This is a genomic window from Proteus sp. G2673 (assembly GCF_009915125.1).
In the GTDB taxonomy this organism is placed as follows: domain Bacteria; phylum Pseudomonadota; class Gammaproteobacteria; order Enterobacterales; family Enterobacteriaceae; genus Proteus; species Proteus penneri.
This window is the reverse complement of record NZ_JAABLT010000017.1, coordinates 94,592-120,939: the sequence shown is the minus strand read 5'-3', so window position 1 is coordinate 120,939 and position 26,348 is coordinate 94,592. Positions and strand designations below refer to the sequence as shown.

Annotated in this window: 21 protein-coding genes, 1 tRNA gene and 1 riboswitch; of the genes, 15 read left to right on the top strand and 7 right to left on the bottom strand. The window is 35.6% G+C overall.

Going from position 1 to position 26,348, the window contains the following annotated elements:
• The 3 genes from GWI59_RS08550 to fliZ all read left to right on the top strand — a co-directional run.
• Positions 1-788, top strand: a 788-nt coding sequence (locus GWI59_RS08550) for a flagellin (protein WP_161724476.1), incomplete at its 5' end; no start/stop codon positions are given.
• 441 nt (positions 789-1,229) lie between these two features.
• Positions 1,230-1,952, top strand: a complete 723-nt coding sequence (locus GWI59_RS08545; RefSeq protein WP_036912728.1) for an RNA polymerase sigma factor FliA — start codon at positions 1,230-1,232, stop codon at positions 1,950-1,952.
• Positions 1,953-2,010: 58 nt separating this feature from the next.
• Positions 2,011-2,541, top strand: coding sequence for a flagella biosynthesis regulatory protein FliZ (fliZ, locus tag GWI59_RS08540; protein ID WP_006533125.1), 531 nt, complete (start codon positions 2,011-2,013; stop codon positions 2,539-2,541).
• Positions 2,542-2,761: 220 nt separating this feature from the next.
• Here fliZ and putA read toward each other — a convergent pair whose 3' ends face one another.
• Positions 2,762-6,724 carry a trifunctional transcriptional regulator/proline dehydrogenase/L-glutamate gamma-semialdehyde dehydrogenase gene (gene putA / locus GWI59_RS08535; RefSeq protein WP_161724473.1) on the bottom strand — a complete coding sequence of 1,321 codons (3,963 nt, stop codon included), beginning with the start codon at positions 6,722-6,724 and terminating at the stop codon, positions 2,762-2,764.
• Positions 6,725-7,194: 470 nt separating this feature from the next.
• On the opposite strand from putA, the gene putP reads away from it, so the two are divergent.
• Positions 7,195-8,679, top strand: a complete 1,485-nt coding sequence (gene putP, locus GWI59_RS08530) for a sodium/proline symporter PutP (protein WP_109400884.1) — start codon at positions 7,195-7,197, stop codon at positions 8,677-8,679.
• An 88-nt stretch (positions 8,680-8,767) separates the two neighbouring features.
• Here the strand turns inward: putP and GWI59_RS08525 are convergent, their stop codons facing one another.
• Positions 8,768-9,604, bottom strand: a complete 837-nt coding sequence (locus GWI59_RS08525; protein ID WP_161724470.1) for a hypothetical protein — start codon at positions 9,602-9,604, stop codon at positions 8,768-8,770.
• Positions 9,605-9,862: 258 nt separating this feature from the next.
• Here GWI59_RS08525 and GWI59_RS08520 point away from each other — a divergent pair, with 258 nt between their 5' ends.
• From GWI59_RS08520 to GWI59_RS08495, 6 genes are all read left to right on the top strand, one after another.
• On the top strand, positions 9,863-10,309 hold the full coding sequence (locus GWI59_RS08520) for a DUF6386 family protein (protein ID WP_161724467.1): 447 nt from the start codon (positions 9,863-9,865) through the stop codon (positions 10,307-10,309).
• A gap of 632 nt (positions 10,310-10,941) precedes the next feature.
• Positions 10,942-11,472: a fimbrial protein gene (locus GWI59_RS08515; RefSeq protein WP_109847301.1), complete on the top strand. Its 531-nt coding sequence runs from the start codon at positions 10,942-10,944 to the stop codon at positions 11,470-11,472.
• Between the two features lie 62 nt (positions 11,473-11,534).
• A complete protein-coding gene (locus GWI59_RS08510) occupies positions 11,535-12,260 on the top strand; it encodes a fimbrial biogenesis chaperone (RefSeq protein ID WP_109847302.1) in 726 nt (241 codons plus the stop codon).
• A gap of 15 nt (positions 12,261-12,275) precedes the next feature.
• Positions 12,276-14,804, top strand: a complete 2,529-nt coding sequence (locus GWI59_RS08505; RefSeq protein WP_006533114.1) for a fimbria/pilus outer membrane usher protein — start codon at positions 12,276-12,278, stop codon at positions 14,802-14,804.
• On the top strand, positions 14,801-16,180 hold the full coding sequence (locus tag GWI59_RS08500) for a fimbrial protein (RefSeq protein WP_115065455.1): 1,380 nt from the start codon (positions 14,801-14,803) through the stop codon (positions 16,178-16,180). Before GWI59_RS08505 ends, GWI59_RS08500 begins: the two co-directional genes overlap by 4 nt.
• A 2-nt stretch (positions 16,181-16,182) precedes the next feature.
• Positions 16,183-16,872: a fimbrial biogenesis chaperone gene (locus tag GWI59_RS08495; protein WP_161671014.1), complete on the top strand. Its 690-nt coding sequence runs from the start codon at positions 16,183-16,185 to the stop codon at positions 16,870-16,872.
• A gap of 238 nt (positions 16,873-17,110) precedes the next feature.
• On the opposite strand, the gene GWI59_RS08490 is transcribed toward GWI59_RS08495, so the two are convergent.
• Positions 17,111-17,186, bottom strand: a tRNA-Lys gene (locus tag GWI59_RS08490).
• Positions 17,187-17,446: 260 nt separating this feature from the next.
• On the opposite strand from GWI59_RS08490, the gene cycA reads away from it, so the two are divergent.
• The 3 genes from cycA to GWI59_RS08475 all read left to right on the top strand — a co-directional run bounded on the left by cycA (position 17,447) and on the right by GWI59_RS08475 (position 20,592).
• The gene (cycA, locus tag GWI59_RS08485; protein ID WP_109847306.1) at positions 17,447-18,859 is read left to right on the top strand and encodes a D-serine/D-alanine/glycine transporter; all 1,413 of its coding nucleotides are present in this window, start codon (positions 17,447-17,449) and stop codon (positions 18,857-18,859) included.
• Positions 18,860-19,143: 284 nt separating this feature from the next.
• Entirely contained in the window at positions 19,144-19,578 is a 435-nt protein-coding gene (locus GWI59_RS08480; protein WP_072063016.1) for a universal stress protein, read from the top strand.
• Between the two features lie 195 nt (positions 19,579-19,773).
• The gene (locus tag GWI59_RS08475; protein ID WP_006533107.1) at positions 19,774-20,592 is read left to right on the top strand and encodes an MBL fold metallo-hydrolase; all 819 of its coding nucleotides are present in this window, start codon (positions 19,774-19,776) and stop codon (positions 20,590-20,592) included.
• A 74-nt stretch (positions 20,593-20,666) separates the two neighbouring features.
• On the opposite strand, the gene GWI59_RS08470 is transcribed toward GWI59_RS08475, so the two are convergent.
• Positions 20,667-21,251 carry a GrpB family protein gene (locus GWI59_RS08470; RefSeq protein ID WP_161724464.1) on the bottom strand — a complete coding sequence of 195 codons (585 nt, stop codon included), beginning with the start codon at positions 21,249-21,251 and terminating at the stop codon, positions 20,667-20,669.
• A 252-nt stretch (positions 21,252-21,503) separates the two neighbouring features.
• A complete protein-coding gene (locus GWI59_RS08465; RefSeq protein WP_006533105.1) occupies positions 21,504-21,950 on the bottom strand; it encodes a universal stress protein in 447 nt (148 codons plus the stop codon).
• Positions 21,951-22,175: 225 nt separating this feature from the next.
• Between GWI59_RS08465 and psiE the strand changes: the two genes are divergently transcribed.
• Positions 22,176-22,589 carry a phosphate-starvation-inducible protein PsiE gene (gene psiE, locus GWI59_RS08460; protein ID WP_109395708.1) on the top strand — a complete coding sequence of 138 codons (414 nt, stop codon included), beginning with the start codon at positions 22,176-22,178 and terminating at the stop codon, positions 22,587-22,589.
• 146 nt (positions 22,590-22,735) lie between these two features.
• On the top strand, positions 22,736-23,551 hold the full coding sequence (rlmA, locus tag GWI59_RS08455) for a 23S rRNA (guanine(745)-N(1))-methyltransferase (protein ID WP_006533103.1): 816 nt from the start codon (positions 22,736-22,738) through the stop codon (positions 23,549-23,551).
• A 91-nt stretch (positions 23,552-23,642) separates the two neighbouring features.
• On the opposite strand, the gene mntP is transcribed toward rlmA, so the two are convergent.
• Positions 23,643-24,230 carry a manganese efflux pump MntP gene (gene mntP, locus GWI59_RS08450; RefSeq protein WP_006533102.1) on the bottom strand — a complete coding sequence of 196 codons (588 nt, stop codon included), beginning with the start codon at positions 24,228-24,230 and terminating at the stop codon, positions 23,643-23,645.
• Positions 24,231-24,314: 84 nt separating this feature from the next.
• A riboswitch (yybP-ykoY riboswitch) is annotated at positions 24,315-24,428 on the bottom strand.
• 491 nt (positions 24,429-24,919) lie between these two features.
• Positions 24,920-26,281 carry an L-serine ammonia-lyase gene (locus GWI59_RS08445; RefSeq protein ID WP_161724461.1) on the bottom strand — a complete coding sequence of 454 codons (1,362 nt, stop codon included), beginning with the start codon at positions 26,279-26,281 and terminating at the stop codon, positions 24,920-24,922.
• Positions 26,282-26,348: the final 67 nt, after the last annotated feature.

The window sequence follows — 26,348 nt, the reverse complement described above, 5'->3', positions numbered from 1 at the left end:
CTGATATTAAATCTATTCAGGAAGAAGTGAATCAACGTACTGCGGAAATTAACCGTATTTCAGCGCAGACTCAATTTAATGGCGTAAAAGTGTTAAGTGAAGATAGCACATTAAATTTACAAGTGGGGGCGCATGATAAAGAACAAATCAGTGTTGATCTGAAAAAAATGGATGCGACTACATTGGGTATTGATAAATTGGATTTATCAGCAAAAAGCAAACTCGGTTCTAAAGCAATAGAAGCAGAAGTGACTGTTAGTTCTAAACAAGAAATACAACAGTTAGATACTCAAGCGCTAGATGACAAAGTTACAAAAGGCACAATTAAAAGCTATAATATCTATTATGCAAAAGGTGCCGATGGTAAAGACGATAAATCAAAACTTATCGTACAAACTGTTGATGCAAAAGGTGTTGAAGGTTACTTTGATGCAACTGTAACTCCTGGTGCTGCAGGTGCTAAAGCAACAGTGAATGTTACTACAACAGCGGTAGCAGGTTTAGATATCGTTAATGAACAACCATTATCAACACTAGATAAAGCATTATCTCAAGTTGATAGCCTACGCAGTGCCATGGGTGCCGTGCAAAACCGATTAGATTCTACCATTGCTAACTTAGGCAACACGGTTAATAATCTGACCGCATCACGTAGCCGTATAGAAGATGCCGATTATGCGACAGAAGTGTCTAATATGAGTAAAGGTCAAATCCTGCAACAAGCAGGCACCTCTGTGCTTGCGCAAGCAAACCAAATGCCTCAAAACGTATTATCACTGCTTCGTTAATTTCAATCTTAAATAACCCTCAAATGACACCCATTACATTATTTTGTAGTGGGTGTTTTATCATCAAAACAATCGTTTTTTTAATTAATCATTTATGAGTATTTCAACTTGCTAATTAGAAGCTAAAATCTCACAAAATAAAATACTATGATTTATATGTTATTTTTTTATGAACAGAATGCAGATTCAATGCATCGATTTCTTTTAATGAGCTAAATTATCAATTTAATTAACGGTTTTTCTAAGGATTAGTCGCTCCTCTTGTAAGGTAAAGTAGTTCTCGTAATGCAATGACAAATTAATTATCAATGAAAACCCGATTTTTGCTGAAAATTTGGCATAGGTGAAAAAGAGGCGCTTTTGCTTCACTGTTCAGCCGATTGCTAAATTTATTTCGCCAGATAATGGTTTCCGGTCTTTTATCCAAAGGTGTCTTTTGTTGTGAGTGATTTGTATACCGCCGAAGGCGTGATGGACAAAAATAGCCTCTGGGAGCGATATGTCCCGTTGGTTCGCCATGAAGCATTACGATTACAGGTCAAGTTACCTGCGAGTGTTGAATTGGATGATCTTTTGCAAGCGGGTGGGATTGGTTTATTAAACGCCGTTGAGCGTTATGACTCAATGCAAGGTGCTGCCTTTACCACTTATGCTGTTCAACGTATCCGTGGCTCAATGTTAGATGAGCTACGTAGTCGAGATTGGGCGCCACGCAGTGTGCGTCGTAATGCAAGAGAAGTTACTCATTCTATTCATCAATTAGAGCAGGATCTAGGACGACCACCATTAGAACAGGAAGTTGCTGATCATTTGCAGATTGAGTTAGCAGAATACCGGCAGATCCTATTGGATACGAATAACAGCCAATTGTTCTCTTATGACGAATGGCATGAAATTTACGGTGAAAGCTGTGAACCGTCTCAAGACGAAGATCATGATGACAATCCATTACAGATGTTGTTAGAAAGTGATATTCGCCAAAGAGTCATAGACGCGATAGAATTGCTTCCCGAAAGGGAAAAAATGGTTCTTACTCTGTATTATCAGGAAGAACTTAATTTGAAAGAAATAGGCGCAGTGCTTAATGTCGGGGAATCCCGCGTGAGCCAGCTACACAGCCAAGCCATAAAAAGGTTGCGAGCACGCTTAAACCCAGAGAAATAGAAGTTTTGCTTATTTTTGTTTTTGTTTATTAAGACTACAACACAGGGCTTTATCTCTTATGTCTGTTTCAACACAAAAGAAACGGCCGCTAAGCCGTTACATTAAAGACTATAAACACAGCCAGACTCATTGTCTACATTGCCACAAGGCGTTGGATCGGATCTCTCTCGTATTCAATCGCCAAGTTATCAATAAAGAAGCCATTTCTGAAATGACGGATTTAATTGATGATGAAACGTGGGAAACGTTACAAGAGAAATTCTCTGCGCTATGCCGTTTTTGTAGTGAGATTTACTGTAATAGTGAAACTGACTACTTTGACATTATGTCTTTTAAGCAGTATTTGTTTGAACAAACGGAGATGAGCCACAGTACTGTTCGTGAGTATGTGGTTCGTTTACGTCGGCTCGATGAATTACTGACTTCAACTAATTTTCCTCGTCAAGAATTTACGACAGAGAAAATTCAGTCAGACCTGAGTAAAAAGCTCACTCCCTCTGCATTTAGTAACTACAATATTGCGCTACGTAAGTACGAGCAATATCTCGATTGGTGTCAAGAACCACCATCGATGAATAGCAGTCACTAATTGCGCTCAAGAGAGACCTTAAAAGGAGTAGCCTAGCCTACTCCTTTCTTTGTTGTTTATAATCTAATCATACTTTATTTACCTTTCTGTTGTTCTTCCAAAAAAATAACACTTTTGACTATCTCTTTAGAAATAATAGAGTAACAAAAGAAAAAACCACCTCTAAGAAAACAAACTTTAAAGGTGGTCTCAAAGACAAGGAGAGAAAGAGAAGGGGGAATTAACTAATCGTCATTAAGCTTGCATTGCCTCCTGCTGCTGCTGTATTAATACTTAAGGCTCTTTCATGTAATAAACGTTCTAACAAGAGACCCGTCTCACCACGAGAAAACCCTTGAACAGAAATTATAGCTCCTTTACGTTGAGCAATTTTCTGGCAAGTTTCACGTAATTGATCGCCATCACCATGGTAAATCACAGCATTTATTTTCAGTGACTCATCATGCCAGTTTTCCGTCAATGTAATGGCTTTTCTGACAATATCAGGCAATTCACGATATGTTTTTTGTGAGAATAGACTATTAACGACAACGGCATGACAACCAGAAGCAAGAACAGCTGCAATTTGAGTGAATACATCTTGCTCATTATCGGAAATACACAACACATGACCGCAAGGAACTAATTGATAGGTGTTACGCTCACCAGTAGGACCCGGCAATACACGTAATGTGCCTGCTTGGGATGCAAGGGCATATTTTTCTAAGGCTTCATAGTGTGATTTATCTGTTTTGTTTGATAACCATTCCATATACTTATGGTAAGTTTGTAAATTACGCATAGAAGTATCAAGCGGGAATGTTTCATCTTGACGCGCTAGTGTTTGCGTTGCTGCATTTTCAGGGCGTTTGGATAATAAGCGGTACAGATAAACAGGGCCACCAGCTTTCGGGCCTGTACCGGATAATCCTTCACCACCAAAGGGTTGAACACCGACAACCGCACCAACCATATTACGGTTTACGTATAAATTCCCCACTTTGGCATGTGATGCAACATAAGCAATAGTTTCATCAATACGCGTATGAACGCACATTGTTAAGCCATAACCTGTCGCATTAATCTCTTCTAGCAAAGCAGGTAAATCTTGGCTTGCATAACGCACAACATGTAATACAGGACCAAAGATTTCTTTCTTCAATGAACTGACTTTATCTAACTCAATTAAAGTCGGTTGAACAAAGGTACTGTTATTTTCAATGTGTTTTGGCAGGTTATTGTGTGAAGCTTGATAAATATCGTAGCCTGTTGTGCGCATAGATTGAATATGTTTCTCTATGGCTGATTTTGCTTCTTTATCGATAACAGGACCAATATCGGTGGATAGCAAACTTGGATCACCAATTGTAGCTTGCGCCATCGCACCTTTAAGCATCTCGATAGTATGATCGGCCACTTCTTCTTGAATACATAACAGACGTAAAGCTGAGCAACGTTGCCCCGCGCTATCGTAAGCAGATGCCATAACATCAGTCACCACTTGTTCTGTTAATGCAGATGAATCCACAATCATGGCATTTAAGCCACCCGTTTCTGCAATTAAAGGCACTGGGTGACCTTCGCTATCTAATCGACCCGCTAAGGTTTTTTGTAAAATATGTGCAACATCTGTCGAGCCTGTAAACATCACGCCACGAACACGCTCATTAGCCACTAAACGAGCACCAATGGTTTCACCTTGCCCTGGTAGCAGTTGTAGAGCAAAAGAAGGAACTCCTGCTTGATGGAAAAGCTCAACGGCTTTTGATGCAATTAAAGGTGTCTGCTCTGCGGGTTTTGCAAGAACCGTATTACCAGCGGCTAAAGCTGCGGCAATTTGTCCACTGAATATGGCTAATGGGAAATTCCACGGGCTGATACAAACCACAGGCCCTAAAGGTCGATGTGTATTGTTATCAAAATCCTGAGTCACTTGTGCTGCATAGTAATAAAGAAAATCAATGGCTTCACGAACTTCCGCAATGGCATTGCTGTAAGTTTTACCCGCTTCACGCACTAATATTCCCATAAGTGGCCCCATTTGCTGTTCCATTAATTCCGCTGTACGGATCAAGAACGAGGCTCTTTCTGCTGGGGGTGTTGCAAACCAGATCTCGCCTTTTTCTTGAGCAATGGTTAAAGCAAAATCTGCCTCTGCTTCGGTCGCTTCTCTTACTGTACCTACAATATCCGTATGATTGGCTGGGTTTAATACAGATTGAGGTTCTGGTGTTTTTTCTGAAGAGTTAAACGTATCACCTAATAAAGGTTCGCAATGTATATTTTCAGTTGCTGATGTTAATAAAGCACTAGAAAGCGATGCCAAGCGATGTTCGTTTGACATATCAATACCGGGTGAGTTTTTACGCTCATCACCATACAGTTGATTAGGAAGCGGAATTTTAGGATGTGAAAGTCCAACTTGGCCTTCGACTTGAGCCATTCTATTCACTTCTTTAACTGGATCAGCCACTAATTCATCAAGAGAAATTGTGGTATCTGCAATTCGGTTTACAAAGGAGGTATTGGCACCATTTTCAAGTAGGCGACGGACTAAATAGGCAAGTAATGTTTCATGTGTTCCTACAGGTGCATAAATACGACAAGGACGACCTAATTTATCGTCTGCTATTTTTCCTACAACTTGTGCATAAAGTGGCTCTCCCATACCGTGTAAACACTGGAATTCATATTGTCCGGGGTAATAGTTTTGACCCGCTAAATGATAAATTGCTGATAGTGTGTGCGCATTATGCGTGGCGAATTGTGGGTAAATAAAATTAGGTGATGCGAGTAGTTTTTTTGCACAAGCAAGATAAGAGACATCGGTATACACTTTGCGAGTATAGACAGGATAGTCTTCAAGACCATCAATTTGAGCGCGTTTGACCTCGCTATCCCAATAGGCGCCTTTCACTAAACGGATCATTAAGCGACGACGACTACGGCGTGCCAAATCAATGACATAATCAATAACTAATGGACAACGTTTTTGGTAAGCTTGAATAACAAAACCAATTCCATTCCAGCCAGCTAATTCAGGTTCAAAGCAGAGTTTTTCAAGTAAGTCGAGTGAAATTTCTAGTCTATCCGCTTCTTCTGCATCAATATTAATCCCGATGTCGTATTGCTTTGCTTGTAATGTTAATGAGAGTAGGCGAGGGTAAAGCTCTGACATCACTCGCTCATATTGAGCACGGCTATAACGAGGATGTAATGCTGAAAGCTTGATAGATATTCCAGGGCCTTCATAAATACCTCTGCCATTAGATGCTTTACCAATTGCGTGGATGGCTTGCTGATAAGAAACTAAATAATCTTGCGCGTCTTTTTCTGTTAATGCTGCTTCTCCTAACATGTCATAAGAGTAGCTAAAGCCTTTTTCTTCAAGTTTGCGTGCATTTGCAAGTGCTTGAGAAATAGTTTCACCTGTCACAAATTGCTCACCCATTAAACGCATGGCCATATCAACGCCTTTGCGCACTAATGGCTCACCACTTTTGGTCAAGATGCGATTTAAAGAGTTAGAGAGTTTTTCTTCATTATGAGTAGAAACTAATTTACCCGTGAATAATAAGCCCCATGTCGCTGCATTCACAAACATCGATTGACTTTGTCCTAAGTGTGAGCGCCAATTACCATGACTAATTTTGTCACGAATAAGGGCATCACGCGTGGCTTTATCTGGAATACGTAATAAAGCTTCAGCTAAACACATTAGGGCAACACCTTCTTGTGAAGAAAGTGAAAATTCCTGTAATAGACCTTGAACCAACCCGGAGCGTCCAACACCATTTTTCTGGTTACGTAGTTTTTCGGCAATGGAATAGGCTAATTTGTGTGTTGCTTGAGCCTCATTTTCAGGTAATGTCGCTTGCTGCAATAGCATAGGTACAGCTTGTGTTTCAGGTGTGCGATATGCAGAAGTAATTGCTGAGCGTAAAACAGACTGCGGGTGAATATGTTCAGCAAACTCTAAAAAGGGCTGATAATGAGCGGTTGGTATTTCAGTGCTTTCATCAAGATCTTGCTCTGCAAATACGGAGTGACCAATATTAATCTGATCATTTTCAACTTGTTCTAGATAATTGAAAATAGCCTGTTTAATTAACCAATGTGATGTTCTATCTAATTTCTGCGCAGCTTTTTTTAATCTATTGCGGGTTTCTTCGTCAAGTCTAACACCCATTGTTGTGCTACTCATGCAGTGCTCCTCATATTCTATTTCTAATTCACAAGTACAGTTACCCGTTATTTTTATTAATATCATTCATGTTGCAACTTTGTGCAACATTGTTAACAATTTATTTATAAATAATGTGAAAGTAGTCAGGTTTTGTACATAATTAAAAATAGTTTAATTTGTCCATTTCTATATATTTGCATATAAATCAATAAATTATATTTATTTTATTGATGTTTGTATTTATAATGAACCCTCGAATTAAGACAAATAGTGTGAGGTCATAAACAAAATTTAAACATTTAAACGTTAATTTCTTGTTAAATGCAGTTAACCTATTCTAGGATTGATGTGAATGCTTTATCTGTTGCTGTAAGAAATTATTTTAATTAAAAACTGAAAAGATCATTAATGTGCAACTAAGTGCAACGTTCCTGTACAAGTCAAAAGCATACCGATGATCGGAAACAGATTTATGGAGAACTGCAATTATGGCTCTAACTTCGCCAATGCTAATTACATTTACGATCTATATCTTGGGTATGCTTTTTATTGGCTACCTTGCTTATCGTTCAACAAAAAACTTTGATGATTATATTCTTGGCGGTCGGCGATTGGGCAGTGTAGTCACTGCGCTGTCAGCGGGTGCTTCAGATATGAGTGGTTGGTTATTAATGGGATTACCTGGCGTAGTATTTTTCGCTGGTATTTCAGAAAGTTGGATAGCTATTGGCCTCTGTTTAGGAGCATGGCTAAACTGGCGTTTAGTTGCGGGGCGTTTGCGTTTGCAAACTGAAAAAAACAATAATGCATTGACGTTACCCGATTATTTGACATCACGTTTTGATGATAAAAGTAAAATGCTACGTATTATTTCAGCGTTAGTTATTCTTACCTTCTTTACTATCTATTGTGCTTCAGGCGTGGTTGCTGGTGGAATGCTGTTTGAATCTACGTTCCATATCCCTTACCACGAAGCTATGATTTATGGTGCGATTGCAACTATCGCATATACCTTTTTAGGTGGCTTTCTTGCAGTAAGTTGGACAGATACAGTCCAAGCAACGTTAATGATTTTTGCTCTGATCCTGACACCTATTATTGTAATTTTCTCAGTCGGCGGCATTGATACTTCTATTGCCATTATTAAAGCAAAAGATCCGTCTTATCTTGATATGTTCAAAGGTCTTGATTTTATTGCCATTATCTCTTTATTGGCGTGGGGATTAGGTTACTTTGGGCAACCTCATATCTTAGCGCGTTTTATGGCAGCAGATTCAAATCAAACAATTCGTAAAGCACGTCGTATCGGTATGACGTGGATGATCCTCTGTTTGGGCGGCACGGTTGCGGTTGGATTCTTTGGTATTGCTTACTTTGAAATGAATCCAGCACAAGCGGGTGCTGTAACAGCTAAAAATGAACGTATTTTTATGGAGCTGGCTTCGCTGCTCTTTAATCCATGGATTGCTGGTATTCTTTTGTCTGCAATTCTAGCAGCGGTTATGAGTACATTAAGCTGTCAATTATTAGTCTGCGCAAGTGCATTAACTGAAGATTTATACAAACCATTTATTCGTAAAAGTGCGAGCCAAAAAGAGCTAGTTTGGGTAGGGCGTGGCATGGTGTTACTAGTTGCGATCATCGCAATTTTCTTAGCGCGTGACCCAAACAATAAGGTGCTTGATCTAGTAAGTAATGCGTGGGCAGGTTTTGGTGCCGCTTTTGGTCCTGTGATCCTCATTTCTGTAATGTGGAAACGTATGACTCGTAATGGTGCATTTGCCGGAATGTTGATAGGGGCTTTAACCGTGTTAGTGTGGATGCAATATAAATGGTTTGGGTTATATGAAATTATTCCCGGCTTTATTTTTGCTTCTATTGCTATTGTTGTCATTAGTTTAATGGGAAAAGAACCAAACAAAGAGAATCAACAACGCTTTGAAGAAGCTGAGACTCAATATCGTAATACATAATAAAATTAGATAAATCAAAGGCTACCTTATTTAATGAGGTGGCCTTTATTGTTAATTTAAATTAGATACAAAAGATATAATGTAAACATTATTCGTAATAAATAAACTCGTTATGAAGCATGGCTTTACTGAAATTAATGACTTTATCATTAAATGTAATCGTACTTTCAAGTTCCTCTTTTGAACAGTTAGCAAATTTGTCCCATTCAAGGCAGGTGGTGATAAAGGCTTTATCTTCTCCATTAATGCCTTTGATATAGTTTGATTGAGTAACAACTTTTCCGTCTAGATCATACTGGTATTCTACATTTATTTTGCCGTCCTCTATTACGGATTGTAGTTTTCCTTGGGGGCTATAGGTGTACTCTGTTGTGATAGGCTTAGTTGTAGGATCAGACGATTCGCTTGTTTCTTTAATAATGCGTCCATCTTTATAGTCGAATTGGCTAGTGACTGTATCTAATAAAGTGCCATCATTTCCGTAATATTGGATTACTCTTTTGTTAAACCGGTTCTGTTTATCTTGATGATAGGTTTCTTGCATGTAGATAGAGTGTGAGCCATAGGCATTCTTTATCTGAAATTGATATCGGATAACAGAAGGGTTATTAGGCAATGTTCTTATTAAATTAGTTTCTACATTGCCTTCAAAGTACTCTTGCATTGATGTGCTATTTTTCAATAACTTTCCACATTCATCAAAGTGGATTTCACCTTTTAGTGCTTTAAAACGTCCGTCATGGGGTATCGTGCTGGTCATCGTGACGGATTTAACTGGGCCGTTATAAGAGCTGAGCAATATAATGTCACTATTGGCAATATTGGTTTGCTTTTCAGTATTTGTACATTGAGCAGAAGCAGCGATTGCTGGCGATGAGGAAATCGCATAAAGGGAAAGAGGGATAAGGAGTCGTTGTAATTTCATAAGATCGTCCATGTATATATACGTCATATTTCAAGCCACAGCATTGTCGCCTAGCTATAACTTGGATTATTTAGAGTATTTGTTTGCATATCTTCAAGTTGTTGCAAATTATTTAGAGTATAAGTAGTGCATAAAATATAAGTCTAGTATAAGTAATTGGTTTGCCAAATAGTATAGATAAAATCCTATATAATTATCCAATATATAAGGGAAGGGAAATATTTTGGTACGATCAAAACTGTTTTTTGGAGCATTAATATGTCAAACGCATTTTCTTTTATGACTGATACGGCAACTCTGGCTATTTTTGATTTACAAGCGATCCAACATAGAAAATCAGATACAGCAGATTGGTGGAGCATACCTGATGATGAGTTAGATGAGATGAATAAAGGCAATATTGTATTTATTGGTTTAGGTAATGATGGTTTTTACACTATTAATCTATGCGATAAAATTGAAGATCCAGATGTAAGAATAAATATAAACTGTCCATCAGGTAAAGTTTTTATTGGTGCTGGAGAGGATACAACTGGCGGTGATTTAGAGCCAGATGATCCAAAATATCGCGCAGGAGAAATTATTTTTCTCCCAGTAGGAGATTATGAAATATCATTAAAAAAAGTAAGCAACATACTTTTTATTTCTATTATTTTTAGTAAAGAGAACCTGAATAAGTTTGAGAATGTTTTACGTTTAGATTAAATAAATATATATAGTTATATAAAAATATAATAATTAAGTGAAAGATACTATTATTTAAAATGCTTCCCTTGTTTTTCATTAATAGGTTAATAAATATAAGTTAAACAATCTGTGGTTATATTAATTATAATATAGCGAATGCATTTGTTGTAAATAAACTTTATCAATTAAATAAATGTTAATTTATTAATCTAATTTAAATATTACTGAAAGAAACAGGTGATATAGATAATGCTAAAATAATACGGATGATTTTATTTTAAATTTTAAAAAATAATGAATTTATTGAACTTTTTTTATTAAAAATGATAAATATCAATTTTAAGTAAGTTAATATTTTTTTTAATATTAATCCTAATAAATAGATGTTTTTTTGTTAAAAATGCGAAATAGTCATATTTAGACTATAAGAATATGCTTAAAATCGAAAAATATATAAATATTACGCTTTATACGTGTTAAATGTAGTTGCGTTTTACGAGTAAATGAGATGATAATTGCAAATACTTAAATATTAGTACGTAATAAACATGAAATAATGTTATTGATAACATTTTATTTCGTGTGAGCCTTTTCGTTTATTTAACCCCAAAAACAACTTATTTAAATATATAACAAGAGAGAGCTTTATTATGAATAAAATGCTTCTTACTGCGATGATCGCAGGTATTTTTTCATCTACAGTTTATGCGGCTTCTGATAACACTATCCGTTTTCAAGGCGAAGTTTCTGATGAAACTTGTACTGTAACGGTTAATGGTAATTCAGCACTTCCTGTTGTTTTATTACCAACCGTGCCCGTAACCGCATTAGATACTGCGGGTAAAACAGCAGGTCAGACACCATTTACTATTGCAGTGAGTGGTTGTACTGGTTCTAAACCAACAGATACAAATATTAAAACTATATTTATTGCTAATAATCTGACAACAGAAGGTCGTATTGGTAATACAGCAGCAAATAACAATGTTAGTTTAGAAATTATTGACCCTGCGAAAACCGGTACAAAAATTGATTTAACTGGTGTAGGTAACGAAGGCTTAGTGTTAAAAGCAAACGAAAAATCAGCATCTTATGATTATGCTGTACGTTATTATGCAGATGATGTTGCAACAGCAGGTAAAGTAGAGGGTAGTGTGCAGTACTCTATCTCTTATCAATAATGTTTATATGTCTCCTTTATATAAAGGAGGCATTTTTTATTTATATAAGAGGGAGATAAGTAATGAAAAAAATAATAATGCTAATTATCGTATTTTTCTTAAGTTATAGCACTGCGTCGTATTCTAGTGTCACCATGCTAAAAACACGTATTGTTTATTCATCGGATTCACGTTTTGAAGTTTTAAAGTTTATGAATAACGATGAAATTCCTTACATTATGCAAATCTGGGCAGATAAAAATAATCCTAATTCAACCCCAGATAATGCAGATGCCCCTTTTGTTATTCAACCCCCCGTTTTTCGTATCGATCCTAAAACAGGGAGAGACGCGCGATTAATTTATACTGGCGAAGGTCTACCACAAGATAAAGAATCTATTTTCTTTTTAAATGTGGCACAAATTCCACCTAAAGATTTGAATAAAGATATAAAAGAAGGAAATAGCTTTACGGTTATTGTGCATCATCGATTAAAAATATTTTATCGTCCAACTGAGATTGTCTCACAGCTAAATAATATCGAGAAACAAATATCATTCTCAAAAGAGAATAATGGAACTATAAAAGTTAAAAACGATTCACCTTTTTTTGTGTCATTTGCGCAACTTGAGGCCACGAATACTTCGGGTCAAAAATTTATATTTAAACCAACTATGGTTTCTCCGTTATCAACGGAAGTATTAGTCGCTAAAAATGGCAGAACGATTTCATTTTCACCCGATAAAATGACCTATAAATACATTAATGATCTAGGTGGGCAAAATAGTGCGACAGATTTAATTCATTAAAAAAATGGAATTGAAATGAAATCTATAGAAAAAAACACAGCACAATTAAATAAGAGAATAAAAGTCGTATTCTTAATCGGCTCATTTTCTCTATTTATTCAATCAATGCCTTCTGCATTGGCCGATGATTATGAATTTGATCCTTCTTTATTACTAGGTAGCAAAAGTAATATCAACATTAATCAGCTTCATGATAGTAATTATGTGGAGCCTGGCAATTATGATGTTGATATCTACATTAATAATCGCTTTTTTGAAAGAAAAATAGTGCATTTTCAATTAAATGATAACGGTAAAGTGACGCCTTGTTTTAATCAACAACAGATTGATGATATGGGGATCTTGCTGGATGATGAACTTAGTCAAGATAATAATCAATGTTTAGTATTAAACCAAATTAATAAAAATATTATAGATTCATTTGATGCTTCTAATTTTAGAATCATGATTGCAGTGCCTCAAATCTTATTAAAACGAAGGCCACAAGGTTATGTCAATGAAGATGATTTAGATGCGGGCAATACCATGTTGTTCTCTAATTATTCTGGTAATTACTATAAGAATAAATCGAACGGACAAAGCTCAGACTATGGTTTTGGTAGTGTCAACATGGGCATAAATTTAGGAACCTGGCAATTTCGTCAACAAGCGTCTTACTCTTATAATTCATCAAAGTCGGGAAGTAATAGTGAATTTAATTGGATTAGAACTTATCTACAAAAACCGTTACTGACATTAAAGTCGATGTTAGTTGTCGGTGATATTTATACAACAGGCGCACAATTTTCAAGTCTGGCATTTAAAGGTATTCAATTAATGTCTGATGAAAGAATGTTGCCAGATTCTCAAAAAGGTTATGCACCTGTTATTCGTGGTATTGCGACGACAACCGCCCGTATAGTGATAAAACAAAATGGTACTGAAATTTATCAAACGACTGTGTCACCTGGGCAATTTGAAATAAATGATCTTTATCCAACTAGTTATGAAGGAGATTTGTTTGTCGAAATTTACGAAAGTAATGGCAAAATTTCTTCTTTTACAGTGCCATTTACCGCATTACCTGAATCTGTAAGAGCTGGGCGCCTTAAATATAACTTTACTGCGGGTGAAGTGAATAACTTTGCTGCAGAAAATAGCTATTTTTCAGATATTGCTTTGCAATATGGTGTGAACAATATGGTAACGCTAAATACGGGGGTACGTGTAGGACACCAATATCAAGCCATATTTGTCGGCTCTGTTATTGCTACAAAATTAGGTGCAATCGGTTTTAATTCAGCATTTTCAAACGCTGAAGTGGACGGTAAAAATTATCAAGGTGGACGATTAGGCATTAGTTATAGCCGTACTTTTAGCCCAACAAATACTGTTATTACACTCGCAGGTTATAAATATTCAACAGAGAATTTTCGCGAATATAATGATGTATTGGGGTTGAGAAAAAGTGCAAGTAATGACATGGAATGGAATTCCAGCAGCTATAACCAAGAAAGCCAGTTTACACTTAGTGTTAATCAGTCTCTTGATAAGTGGGGGCAGCTTTATATTTCGGGCTCTATCAGTAACTATTATGGTAATAAAGGACATGATGCCCAGTATCAAATCGGTTATTCAAATACCTATAAAGATATTGCTTATAGCCTTGCTTATAGTCGCCAAAAAACGGGACAAATGACGGCAAATAATACTTTTACACCAATAACAACCGATCCGATATCTGAGGATATGGTTATGTTATCTGTTTCTATGCCATTAGGACGCTCTGATTATTCACCCATGCTATCACTATCTTCTAGTCATTCTAGCGATGATTCGAGTTATCAAACGAATTTATCAGGACTTTTAGGTGAAGATAAAACGCTTTCTTATAGTGTAAATGCGGATTATGACACACAAAATAGAGCGATAGGCAGTGGTTTACATTTAATTAAACAGCTTCCTTTTACCACGCTATCAGGCAGTATCTCTAATGGTAAACATTACACGCAAGGTAGCGTAGGTATTCAAGGTGCGTTAGTTGCACACAGTGGAGGGATAACATTAGGTCCTCGTATTAGTGATTCTTTTGCTTTAGTGGAAGCAAAAGGTGCAAGTGGTGCGAGTGTGAGTAATGGTATGGGCGCCCGCATTGATCCTTTTGGTTATGCTATTGTGCCTTCTCTTGTCCCTTATCAATATAACAATGTTAGCTTGGATGGGAAAAATATTAGAAATAATAATATTGAGCTATTGGAAAGTACGAAGCAAATAGCACCGTATTCAGGTTCAAGCACCAAAATCGTTTTTAAAACCCAAGTCGGATATCCTGTATTGATTTCGATTAAGCCAGAAAGTGAATTGACATTAGGCGAAAATGTTTTCGATAAAGATAAGCACATTGTTGGTATGGTAGGGCAAAGTAACCAGATTTATGTCAGGGTTGAAAATAGGAAAGGGACACTGACTGTCGGTAAAGATGAAGATAGTTGCCAAATTGATTACTCAATACCAGAAGAAAAAGAAGCAGATAAACTCATTTTATTATCAGGTCAATGCTTATGAAATTAAATCACTGTTTATTTTCTCATTACTCCTCTATTTTATTAGCCTTGATGCTATTCCCTTCTTTAGCCTTGGCAACATGTTATAAAATAACAACTACGACGACTAATCCTAATAGTGTGTATTATACCGAGCCGGGCAAAGGTTCAGCGAAAAGTTGGCAAGGTGCGAGAGATGATTCGGGATCAATGGGAAGTACCCCTAAAGTTATTAATGTTAATAATGATCAGTTTCAAATTCCGGGTACATTAGTGGCGAGTGGTTTTGTCTCTTTTTTTGAGGCGGGTTATGAGGTTTATGATCCAGAACAGATATTATTTCGTTGCACAGCCGATGAAGAGGGTAAATTAAGAGAGTTTTACTCAACTAATGGTGACTATAATTATGGTGGTAGAAATCTAGTTAATCCAACATTAGGTTTAAATGATACCTATATTAGTCTGGCAAGAGGATTGGGTATTCGCATTAAAAATACCATTACAGGCGAATATTATAGTCGCTATTGGAAATCTCGTGCTTTAGATAATTTAGAAAGAGATAGCCAAGGATGGATCTTAGTAAAAGCAAAAAATTTCTCTAATATGGAAGTGGAGTTATTTAAGATTAACTATGAAAGAACAAGTGATATGCCACCAGCACAATCAAGTAGTGGGTTAATTACTTTTATTAATCAACCGGCAGGTTATATCGCTTTTCAAAGCTCTAATTTCTCTTATTTATTAAAAGATGGTGCAGATCACGCTACAAATTATCATGGTTTTTATGCTTATTGGCCTGCTGCTGTAAATATGTCTCGCCGAATTTATATACGTAATGCGTCTACTTGTTTTGTGCGAAACGTTACGCCTTATGTTTTATTTCCATTGGTTACTATTAATGAGTTAGCAAGTGGCAAAAAAGTCACTTTACCTATTACGATTGATTTTTATTGTCAATCAGCACCGCCCGCTAGCGATGGTTTGAGTAATATTTCCAGTGGGACTGGAGCGGGACAAACCGCAATGGGATTTTTACCTAGACCTGCAAATGTTAACAAAGCAATTGAATTAGGATTAACAGTACCTAATGGTGCCGCAATTACTCATTTAGTGACAGATGGTTATGGTACTGACTCAAGTATGGCAAAAGGGGTTGGTGTAAGAATATATCGTCCATCAGGTGTGCCATTAAACTTATTATCAACATTAGCGAATGAAGGGCAAGGTGATAGTTATGGTTGGTATCCTATTTATGATGATGCTAGTTCAGTCTCATTTAATAATGGTATTACCGATTTAACTAAAACATTATATGCCTCATTAGAAGCGTTACCGAGAGAGAAAATAACTGCTGGTAAATTTAATGCGACATTACAAGTGATTATACAGGTGCAATAAATATGAAAAAGAGCGGTATTTTTATTTTGTTACTGTGTTTTTCGTTTATCGCCAAAGCGAATTTAGCCTTAGAGGGTTCTAGAGTGATCCTTTATCACTCAGATAGAGAAGCATCCTTAAATATAAAAAATGATGGTGAACTTCCTGTGGTGGTTCAAACATGGGTAGATGATGGTAACCCAGAAAATACCCCAGAAACCATAACTGATGTTTCCGCTTTATCATTACCACCAGTATTACAATTAAAACCGAGTGAATCACAACGGGTACGAGTGATTAATAAATTTACTAATACAGATAAAGCGAAAGAGACACTTTACTGGCTTAATTTATATGAAATCATGCCTAAGCCAGCGAACAAAAAATATGATGAAGGTTTAATTAATGTTGTCGTCAGATTACAAGTAAAAGTATTCTATCGCCCTGATGATTTAATAATGGTGATTTCTGATGTTAGTCGAGCTCTTATTTTTACAAAATCAGATAAACAGTTAACAATTGAAAATCCGACACCTTTTTATGTCACCATTAAATCCGCATTTGGCGAAAATAATCCTAATATTCTTATTCCTATGATAGCGCCATTTTCCAAACAGAAAATCAATCTAGAGGATAGTAAAATAAATACCATTAACTATGTTTTAATTGATGATTCTGGTGGGGAATTTGAAGATAAAAAAGAGATAAAATAGACTTTCTAGTGGTTTGTATTAAATTGTCTGATTAAGTTAGAGTAATTCTCTATTTTAATTAATTCCATTAATTATAAGAATGGGATGAAATATAAGTAGATGCTGTTTTTATTAATTGGCGTATTATTTTAAGTTTTCGGCTTAAGATAAATGCGCCATTTTGTCGCCACTTTCTTCCAGATACAAAAAAGCCACTTATTTCTAAGTGGCGTAACTGTCTGATTTATCAGCTTAAAATTGGTGGGTTGTGGGAGGCTCGAACTCCCGACCAATTGATTAAGAGTCAACTGCTCTACCGACTGAGCTAACAACCCGATGCGCTGATTATTCTCCTCTAAAATGTGATGGTCAAGTGCTTATTTCGATTTTTTTTCAAATGGATAAAATATCGCCGATTAAATTAAAGAAAGGATCTTATCTGGTTATCAAAGCATCATTCATTTTACTAAAAGTGATCTTTTCATTACTTATACTGAGATTTGTGTCACAATAATTTCGCAAACATATTACCGCGTCAAAAAATAAAATAGCGGTGAAAACAACATCAAAAATATGAAAACACTTCAGGTATTGTATGGAAGATCAAACAGAAATTTCTCCTCCTGTTAGAGTGAAAAATGCCACTCTACAGCGCGGATTAACAAATCGTCATATTCAATTAATTGCTATTGGTGGAGCTATCGGTACTGGTCTATTTATGGGATCAGGGAAAACCATTTCGTTAGCTGGGCCATCAATTATTTTTGTGTATATGATAATTGGCTTTGTCTTGTTCTTTGTGATGAGAGCTATGGGAGAGCTGTTATTATCAAATTTAGAATATAAGTCATTTAGTGATTTTGCTGGTGATTTATTAGGACCGTGGGCTGGTTTTTTTGTCGGTTGGACTTATTGGTTTTGTTGGGTTATTACAGGTATTGCCGATATTGTTGCCATAACGTCTTATATTAGTTATTGGGCGCCTAATTTTCCTGAATGGGGAACATCCTTTATTTGTGTGCTGACACTGCTTATTTTGAACTTAGCGACAGTAAAACTGTTTGGTGAAATGGAATTTTGGTTCTCCATGATAAAAATAACAGCGATTGTTTCTTTGATCATTGTAGGGATTGTTCTTATCAGTATTGGATTTGAATCTCCCGCGGGACATACCGCGGCATTAGAGAATATTTGGAATGATGGGGGAATGTTTCCTAAAGGGCTAAGTGGTTTTTTTGCGGGCTTCCAAATCGCTATTTTTGCTTTTGTCGGAATAGAATTAGTAGGAACCGCTGCGGCTGAAACACGTAATCCAGAAAAATCATTGCCGAAAGCGATTAATGCTATTCCTATTCGTATTATTACTTTTTACGTATTGGCCTTAGCAATTATTATGTCGGTGACACCATGGCGCTCAATTTTGGCTGATAAAAGCCCATTTGTTGAGCTATTTGTCATGATAGGGATACCCGCAGCGGCAAGTTTAGTAAACTTTGTCGTATTAACGGCTGCAGCCTCTTCTGCTAATAGTGGAATATTTTCCACAAGTCGTATGTTATTCGGTTTATCAAAAGAGGGCGAAGCACCAAAGCAGTTTAGCCAATTATCTAAACGGGCTGTACCTGCCAATGGGCTGTTATTTACTAGTTTATGTCTGTCATGTGGAATTATATTAATCTACTTTATTCCCGATGTTATGCATGTATTTACCTTGGTAACAACAGTGTCGGCGTTATTATTTATGTTTATTTGGAGTATGATTTTATGCTCTTATTTAGCGTATCGTAAAAAACGGCCACAGTTACATGAAAAATCTATTTATAAAATGCCATTAGGTATTCTGATGTCATGGCTATGCCTTGCTTTCTTTGCTTTTATGACAGTGTTATTAGCTTTCGAACATGATACTCGCCAAGCGTTAAGTGTGACACCATTGTGGTTTATTGCACTAGCAATAGGATATCAATATGTTAAAAAGAACAAACAGAAAAATCTCACTCAAAAGTAATATTATAGCAATAGAGTAAAAGTAAAAAGCCTTATTTAATAAGGCTTTTTTATCAAAAATAAAATGCTATTGCTAACAAAATAATTAATAGTTTATTAAAATAAAAAATTATTAAAAATAAATTTTATATTTATTTTCATTTTTTATTGATTTTGTTTTTGCTATTGTTTTGAATGAAAATTAGATATTATTTTTTTGCAATAAAATATTTTTAAAATATGTTAACTACATCCGGTAATTTTTTAAAAATACACTATCCTACAATTAAAATAAAAGGAGGCGGTATGTATAAGAATATTTTGGTTCCCATTGATATTGATGAAGATAACCTGATGAACAAAGCAATTCCGTTAGTGGAAGATATTGCAAAAAATGAAGATCCTTATGTTCATTTTTTGTATGTACTCCCAAAACTTCCACAATCTTCTTATTATCGACTTGTTATGAATGGTGATCAATTAGATCAAGGATGCTTAAAAGCGTCAGCAGAAAAAGAGCTTACAAAAATAATTGAGCGTTTTGATTTGCCGGACGATAGAATGCAAACACATATTTGCATAGGAACACCACGTGATGCCATATTGCAGGTTGCAGATGAAGTAAACGCAGATTTAATCGTAATTGGCTCCCATAATCCAGAAGATGATTCTTATCATATCGGTTCAACCGCTGCTGATATTACACGCTACGCTAAACGCTCTGTTATGGTGGTGAGATAAGACTTAGCTGACTGTATAGTTGCATAAGATTCACTGCAATTTATAACTATACCGCTGTTATATTTGATTTTAATATAACAGCGGTTGTGTAACGAAATAGTGAGGGTCACACAAATTAATGGTTTTTATATTTGGAACACTTCCTTTTTTTAATTACTATAAGCCATCTTCTAATAACGATACTCATCAAAACTCATGTTAACCATCACTGCATTACTAGAAAATAAATCAGTCAATCCAGCGCTTAATCACTATTCTGGCTTATCATTATTGTTAGAAGATGATGAGTGCCAAGCGAAAATTCTCTTTGATACTGGAAAAGACCTTACCTTTATTTCAAATGCAAAAAAAATGGGTATTGATTTAACCACATTGAAAACGATTGTTGTGTCCCATGGACATTATGATCATTTTGGTGGGCTTACACACTTGCAAGCAAATTTTTTTACTCATAAACCGCGTATTATCGCTCATCCTCATTTATTTTCTGTTCGCTATTCAGCCTTTTTTCTAGGTAATAAAAATATTAAATTTAAACGGTTAGCGCCTTTATTTGATCGTGCAAAACTCGAAGCACAGTTTTCTTTTGAATTAACACAAGCACCCTTAGCTATTGAGGAAAATTTTATCTATTCGGGACAAGTGACGCAACGTCAGGTGAATAAACGCTATGGTGTTATTATTCATGGATCAGGAGAAGAAGATGATTTCGTTCTTGATGATAGTTTTCTTGTTTGGCAAGGAAAAAAAGGTCTAGTAATTATTACTGGTTGTAGCCATTCGGGTATTGAATCTATAGTTGAACATGCGAAAAAAATAACAGGAAATCATCAAATTCAAGCAATTGTGGGGGGCCTACATTTGCGTTGTGCAACACCATCAGCATTACAACGTGCTAAAAAAGCTATAGATAAAAATATTGATGTGTATGGATGTCATTGTACGGGGGTATTAGGGCGAAAATATCTTAACGCTAAAGATTTCAATACAGGACAATCGTTATCTTTTGAATAAAAATTAATAGTAAAATTTTTATCCTCATTTTAGAAATAGTATGAGGATACGAAATAAAAAGGAGGATAAGTTACTCAAAGTGAATTAAAAATTCGCTGATAAATGGCTTTTACAATGTGATCTTTTTTCTGATTATATTGATGTACATTTTCAACATCTTCTTTGGCGCTGAGTTTTGCATCTATATATAATTCTCTATCTTCTTTATGGTTAATTAACCAATCTCTAAATAAAATATGTCTAAGGTGTTCTGGGCAATTAGGTGCAAAGACATGTAGATTCACATTAGGTGTTTCTAGTTTTAGCATACGATGTTGATACCACGAAGGCTCTCTTACTGTAAGTTTATAGCCTAACTGATTTAACTCAGGAATATAGCTTGGTTCATCGGCAGGATCAGCAACAATTAAGTCAATATCAATGATCGGTTTTGCACTTAATTCAGGTACTGCTGTTGACCCAATATGCTCAATAGCTAAACATTTACCTTTTAATTTTTGGATAATGTTTTCTTTTTGTTGATTATATAATATTACCCATAATTTATTATATGGCTCAATCTTTATTACACAAGGTGTTGGCTTTCCATTTACCCATGGATTTTCATCAGGAGAGCCTTCTTCAAATGTACAGATTTTCTGTTTTAGATCTTGATTCATAAGTATCTCATTTAAGATATTAGAAGATAGAGAATGAAAAAATTTATTGAAATTAAATTTAGGGTAAAAGCAGAAATTGCGATAAAAAAGAGATGAATTTTTTGTTTTTTGATCTGTATTCTAGCAAGTTAACTATTTAAAACGAAAAAATTAAGGTGCATTTAGTGCTATTTATAACGAAAAGAATAGCAGAATATTTATTGGCAATAAATAACCTAATTTTATTGCCAAAAGGAAAGTCTATTAGTTATTTTACTTACGAATAACCATTACTGAACGTGACGTGTTGTTTACAATATAATCCGCTGTCGAACCCAGTAATATATTGCGTTGGTTACGTGAGCTTGAACCTATAATAATGGTATCCGCATCAATTTTTTCTGCTAATTCTAGAATATTATAATTAGGTGTACCAATAACGGCATGGCATTGGTATTGTTCTTTGGGTAAGTTAAATTGCTGTGTCACACATTGTTCTAATTTTTCTGTTAATAAAACTAAAGCTTGTTGCTTTTTTTCAATAACAGACGGGCTATCACAATTAAGCCCATAAGTTTCTAAAGAGCGCAAGTTGGGCATCACTGTAATGAAATGGAAATAATTTTCTGGTTTTCTAGCTAGGAAGTGAATATCTTCGATCATGCGCTGAATTCTGCTATCTTCTAATAAATCAATTGCAACGAGGTATTTGTTAGCCATAGTGTGCCTTTTTAATATATTAGCCCTGAAGTTAAGTATAGGTAAATCAGCTTACAAGTTGAAATTTTAAAGTAAATATTGCGATTACCGCATCATTATTCTTGGTTTTTTGGCTCTAAAAGATAAAAAAATGGTGTGATGAATGTGTAAATCCATTAAAATTGTCTAATTGACCTTTTATTATTTTTACATATCACGGAATGATCCCACTAGGTTATAGTTTATATGAAAAAATCAAGCGAAGAATTACTGAAATGCATTGCCACTATATTACAGTGGGTGCTTAATATTGGATTACTTATTTTAGCGATTGTATTAGTCAGTTTTCTTATCAAAGAAACGTATGTAATTGCTTCATTATTATTTAATTTAGGCGCAGAAGAGTCGTCTTATCAATTATTAGAAGGTATTTTGATCTACTTTCTTTATTTTGAGTTTATTGCGCTTATTGTTAAGTATTTTTTATCTGGCGGCCATTTCCCCCTTAGATATTTTATTTATATTGGAATAACGGCAATAGTGCGTTTAATTATTGTAGAGCATAAAAATTCGGTTGATACGCTAATACAATCAGGTGCAATATTGTTGTTAGTTATTGCGTTATTTATCGCGAATACTGAAAAACTAAAACGTACTTGAACCGTCTATAAGTTGTAATTATTAAGCTACTTAGTATAAAAAGCATGACTTAAAATTAAAAATAAATAGTCAGGTTTTCCGCAAGATTAGGAGAGGTATGTTATTATCTCTCCCTATTCTACTCTGAGTTATACAAAAATATTACTATGTCTTATCAATGTCCATTATGTTATCAGGCTCTCTCTCTTCAAGCCCACAGTTGGATCTGTGAAAATAATCATCAATTTGATTGTGCTAAAGAAGGGTATGTCAATTTATTGCCAGTGCAATTTAAACGCTCAAAAGAGCCCGGTGATAGTGCTGAAATGATAAACGCACGCCGTACGTTTTTAGATGCAGGTTTTTACCAGCCAATGCGAGATAAAGTGGCTGAATTAATACAAAGATTATTGCCTGAAGATAACAGTGTTATATTGGATATTGGGTGTGGTGAAGGTTATTATACTCATCAGTTTTATCAAAACTTAAAATTACATAACCCACAAGTGTATGGCTTAGATGTTTCAAAGGTTGCGATTAAATATGCAGCTAAACGTTATTCATCAATTCATTTTTGTGTAGCCTCAAGTCAACGTTTACCTTTTTGTGATGCTTCTTTAAATGCGGTTGTGCGTATTTACGCCCCTTGTAATAGTGATGAATTAGCAAGAGTTATTGTGCACAATGGTTATATTATTACTGTTACGCCAGCGCCGCGTCATCTCTATCAGTTAAAATCACTGATTTATTCAGAAGTACATCTTCATCCATTAAAAGAAGAACAATTCGATGGATTTAATAAAGTGTCTGAACATCAAGTTGCTTATATGATGAATTTAAACGGTAAGCAGGCTTTTGATTTATTACAAATGACACCGTTTGCATGGCGTGCAAGTGAAGAAGTAAAACAGGCATTAGCGGAAAGTAAAGACTTTGAATGTGAAACAGACTTTTTAATTCGTGTCTATCAACGTCATGCTTAATAACGTGAAATAAAAGTATTTTGTTAAGTTAATAAAAAAGCTTAGGTCGTGATATTTCAAACCTAAGCTTTTTAATATGATTTATTAGCGATTATTTAGCGTACATAAATAATTCTAAGTGTTCAAATACAATATTAAAGCCGATAGCAATTAATACAATCCCGCCAATAATTTCTGCTTTTTTTCCAAGTACTGGCCCAATATAACGGCCAATTAACATACCCAGAGTTGCCATGATCATGGTCATCATACCAATTGTCATTGCGGTATGAACAATATTGACTTGAAGGAACGCTAAACCGACGCCAATTGCCATTGCATCAAGACTTGTTGCAATACCTGTTGCGATTAAAGATAGTGAGCCGTGACGTTGTGGAGCATCTTCTTCACAAGGACAGTCATCACCACGTTTTAAGCTCTGGTAAATCATCCGGCTGCCTAGAACAAACAGTAATCCAAAGGCAACCCAGTGATCCCATTGAATAATATATTGGCTAGTATATAAACCTAATGCCCAACCAATAACGGGTGTGCTGGCTTCAATAATACCAAATATAAATCCAGTGCGGAGCGCTTCGCGAAAACGGGGTTTGTGTAATGTGGCACCTTTACAGACAGCGACAGCAAATGCGTCCATAGAAAGGGCTAGGGCGAGAATGATAGTAGCGTAGAAACTCATAATAAAGCCTCGGTTGGGGTATTTCCATATACACACAATTGACCCCCAACCAAAGAAGTACAATCATGTGTCTATGGTCTTGCCAACCGTATTACGGCATCTGTACCACGCTAAATAAAAATAAGCGAGTATGTTGATACAGACTTCTTAAAATAATGTTTTTTATTTTAAGACAGGCTACTCCCCAATGACTTGGTGCAGAAGATAACATATTATTTTCGAAAGGCAACAAATTATTTATTATATTTTAAAAATGATATTGATAATAATTATCATTATTAAGTGTGGCGACTTTAAATATATTATAAATAATCATTTAATGTTAAAAAAATGATAAATTTCAATATGATGAATGATTAACCATATAATAAACAATGGGTTTTAATTATTTTTATAATAAGAAATTAATTTTTTATAGAAATGAATACACCTGAAAATTATGCGCTTTATTTTCTACAAAATTAAATGAATATTAAATGAGCCTATATTTAATGTGTATATTTAATACTTACATTTAATATGGAAAAATAAGAAATATTTAAATTATAAAAAGATATATTACTTAATTTTAAATGTGTACTTTATGATTATTATTTTTAGTTATTTAAGGGGGAGACGATGATTAAAAATAAAGTCACTAAAATAAAAAAACCATTCAAAATGAATGGTTTTTCGTGTAAATAGTGTTATTAGTCACACTGCACTTTGATTGCAAGACCACCGCGAGATGTTTCGCGGTATTTAGCATTCATGTCTTTACCTGTTTCATACATGGTTTCAATGACTTTATCGAGAGAAACACGAGGTTCACTGGTACGACGAATTGCCATACGTGCGGCATTAACGGCTTTAACTGAAGCAATAGCATTACGTTCAATACAAGGAACTTGAACTTGGCCTGCAACTGGGTCACAAGTTAAACCAAGGTTATGTTCCATACCGATTTCAGCAGCAATACAGACTTGCTCAGGGCTTCCACCTAATAATTCAGCAAGACCCGCAGCCGCCATTGAACAAGCTACACCAACTTCGCCTTGGCAACCGACTTCAGCGCCTGAAATTGAAGCATTCATTTTGTAAAGAATACCAATTGCGCCTGATGCCAAGAAATAACGTAGGTAGGTTTCTTGTGTAACAGGTTCGATGCAACGATCGTAGTAAGCTAATACAGCAGGAACGATGCCACATGCGCCATTTGTTGGTGCTGTTACAACGCGTCCACCTGCTGCGTTTTCTTCATTAACTGCCAGTGCAAACATATTAATCAGATCAACCACTTTCATTGGATCGTTTGACAGGCTGTTGCTCGATGTTAATAAGCGATTTAATGCAGCTGCACGACGAGGTACACGTAATGGCCCCGGTAATACGCCTTCTGTATTTAAACCGTGCTCAATACATTCTTGCATGGTTTTATAAACATCAGCGAAATAAGCATTAATTTCTGCTTGAGTATGTAGATCCAGCTCATTTTTCATCATTAAGCTGGAAATGGATAAACCCGTTTCTTTACAGTGCCTTAATAACTCTTCTGCGCTAGCATAAGGATATGAGACTGGCTTGCTATTTAATGTTGATTTACCAAAGTTTTCTTCATCAACGATAAAACCACCACCAATAGAGTAGTACGTTTTTCTATAGACTTCTTTGTCGTCAACAAAAGCATGGATTGTCATACCATTTTCATGTAATGACAGATTGTCATTGCTGAAATGCATACTTTCTGCTGGAAAATCAACTACTTTTAAGCCATTTGCTAATGATAGCTTGCCTGTTTCTTCAACTTCACGAATAAAACCGGGAATGCTGTCAATATCGACAGTAGCGGGTGAATTACCTGCTAACCCCATAATAATTGCGATATCAGTATGGTGACCTTTGCCTGTCAAAGACAAGGAGCCGTAAACATCAACAGCTACGCGAGTGACAGACGCAATCAATTCCTGGCTGACTAAATCATCGACAAATTCTTTACCCGCTTTCATTGGCCCTACGGTGTGAGAGCTAGATGGTCCGATGCCCACTTTAAACATGTCGAAAACGCTAATCACGTCAGACTCCTTAATAATAAGAGAGAGGGTTAAAAAGAATAAAATATAGTTATTTATAGTAAAGGGA

Coding starts and splice junctions, on each gene's coding strand:
- fliZ (WP_006533125.1), top strand. CDS start 2,011: ATGTCTGTTTCAACACAAAAGAAACGGCCGCTAAGCCGTTACATTAAA.
- putA (WP_161724473.1), bottom strand. CDS start 6,724: ATGAGTAGCACAACAATGGGTGTTAGACTTGACGAAGAAACCCGCAAT.
- putP (WP_109400884.1), top strand. CDS start 7,195: ATGGCTCTAACTTCGCCAATGCTAATTACATTTACGATCTATATCTTG.
- GWI59_RS08525 (WP_161724470.1), bottom strand. CDS start 9,604: ATGAAATTACAACGACTCCTTATCCCTCTTTCCCTTTATGCGATTTCC.
- GWI59_RS08520 (WP_161724467.1), top strand. CDS start 9,863: ATGTCAAACGCATTTTCTTTTATGACTGATACGGCAACTCTGGCTATT.
- GWI59_RS08515 (WP_109847301.1), top strand. CDS start 10,942: ATGAATAAAATGCTTCTTACTGCGATGATCGCAGGTATTTTTTCATCT.
- GWI59_RS08510 (WP_109847302.1), top strand. CDS start 11,535: ATGAAAAAAATAATAATGCTAATTATCGTATTTTTCTTAAGTTATAGC.
- GWI59_RS08505 (WP_006533114.1), top strand. CDS start 12,276: ATGAAATCTATAGAAAAAAACACAGCACAATTAAATAAGAGAATAAAA.
- GWI59_RS08500 (WP_115065455.1), top strand. CDS start 14,801: ATGAAATTAAATCACTGTTTATTTTCTCATTACTCCTCTATTTTATTA.
- GWI59_RS08495 (WP_161671014.1), top strand. CDS start 16,183: ATGAAAAAGAGCGGTATTTTTATTTTGTTACTGTGTTTTTCGTTTATC.
- cycA (WP_109847306.1), top strand. CDS start 17,447: ATGGAAGATCAAACAGAAATTTCTCCTCCTGTTAGAGTGAAAAATGCC.
- GWI59_RS08480 (WP_072063016.1), top strand. CDS start 19,144: ATGTATAAGAATATTTTGGTTCCCATTGATATTGATGAAGATAACCTG.
- GWI59_RS08475 (WP_006533107.1), top strand. CDS start 19,774: ATGTTAACCATCACTGCATTACTAGAAAATAAATCAGTCAATCCAGCG.
- GWI59_RS08470 (WP_161724464.1), bottom strand. CDS start 21,251: ATGAATCAAGATCTAAAACAGAAAATCTGTACATTTGAAGAAGGCTCT.
- GWI59_RS08465 (WP_006533105.1), bottom strand. CDS start 21,950: ATGGCTAACAAATACCTCGTTGCAATTGATTTATTAGAAGATAGCAGA.
- psiE (WP_109395708.1), top strand. CDS start 22,176: ATGAAAAAATCAAGCGAAGAATTACTGAAATGCATTGCCACTATATTA.
- rlmA (WP_006533103.1), top strand. CDS start 22,736: ATGTCTTATCAATGTCCATTATGTTATCAGGCTCTCTCTCTTCAAGCC.
- mntP (WP_006533102.1), bottom strand. CDS start 24,230: ATGAGTTTCTACGCTACTATCATTCTCGCCCTAGCCCTTTCTATGGAC.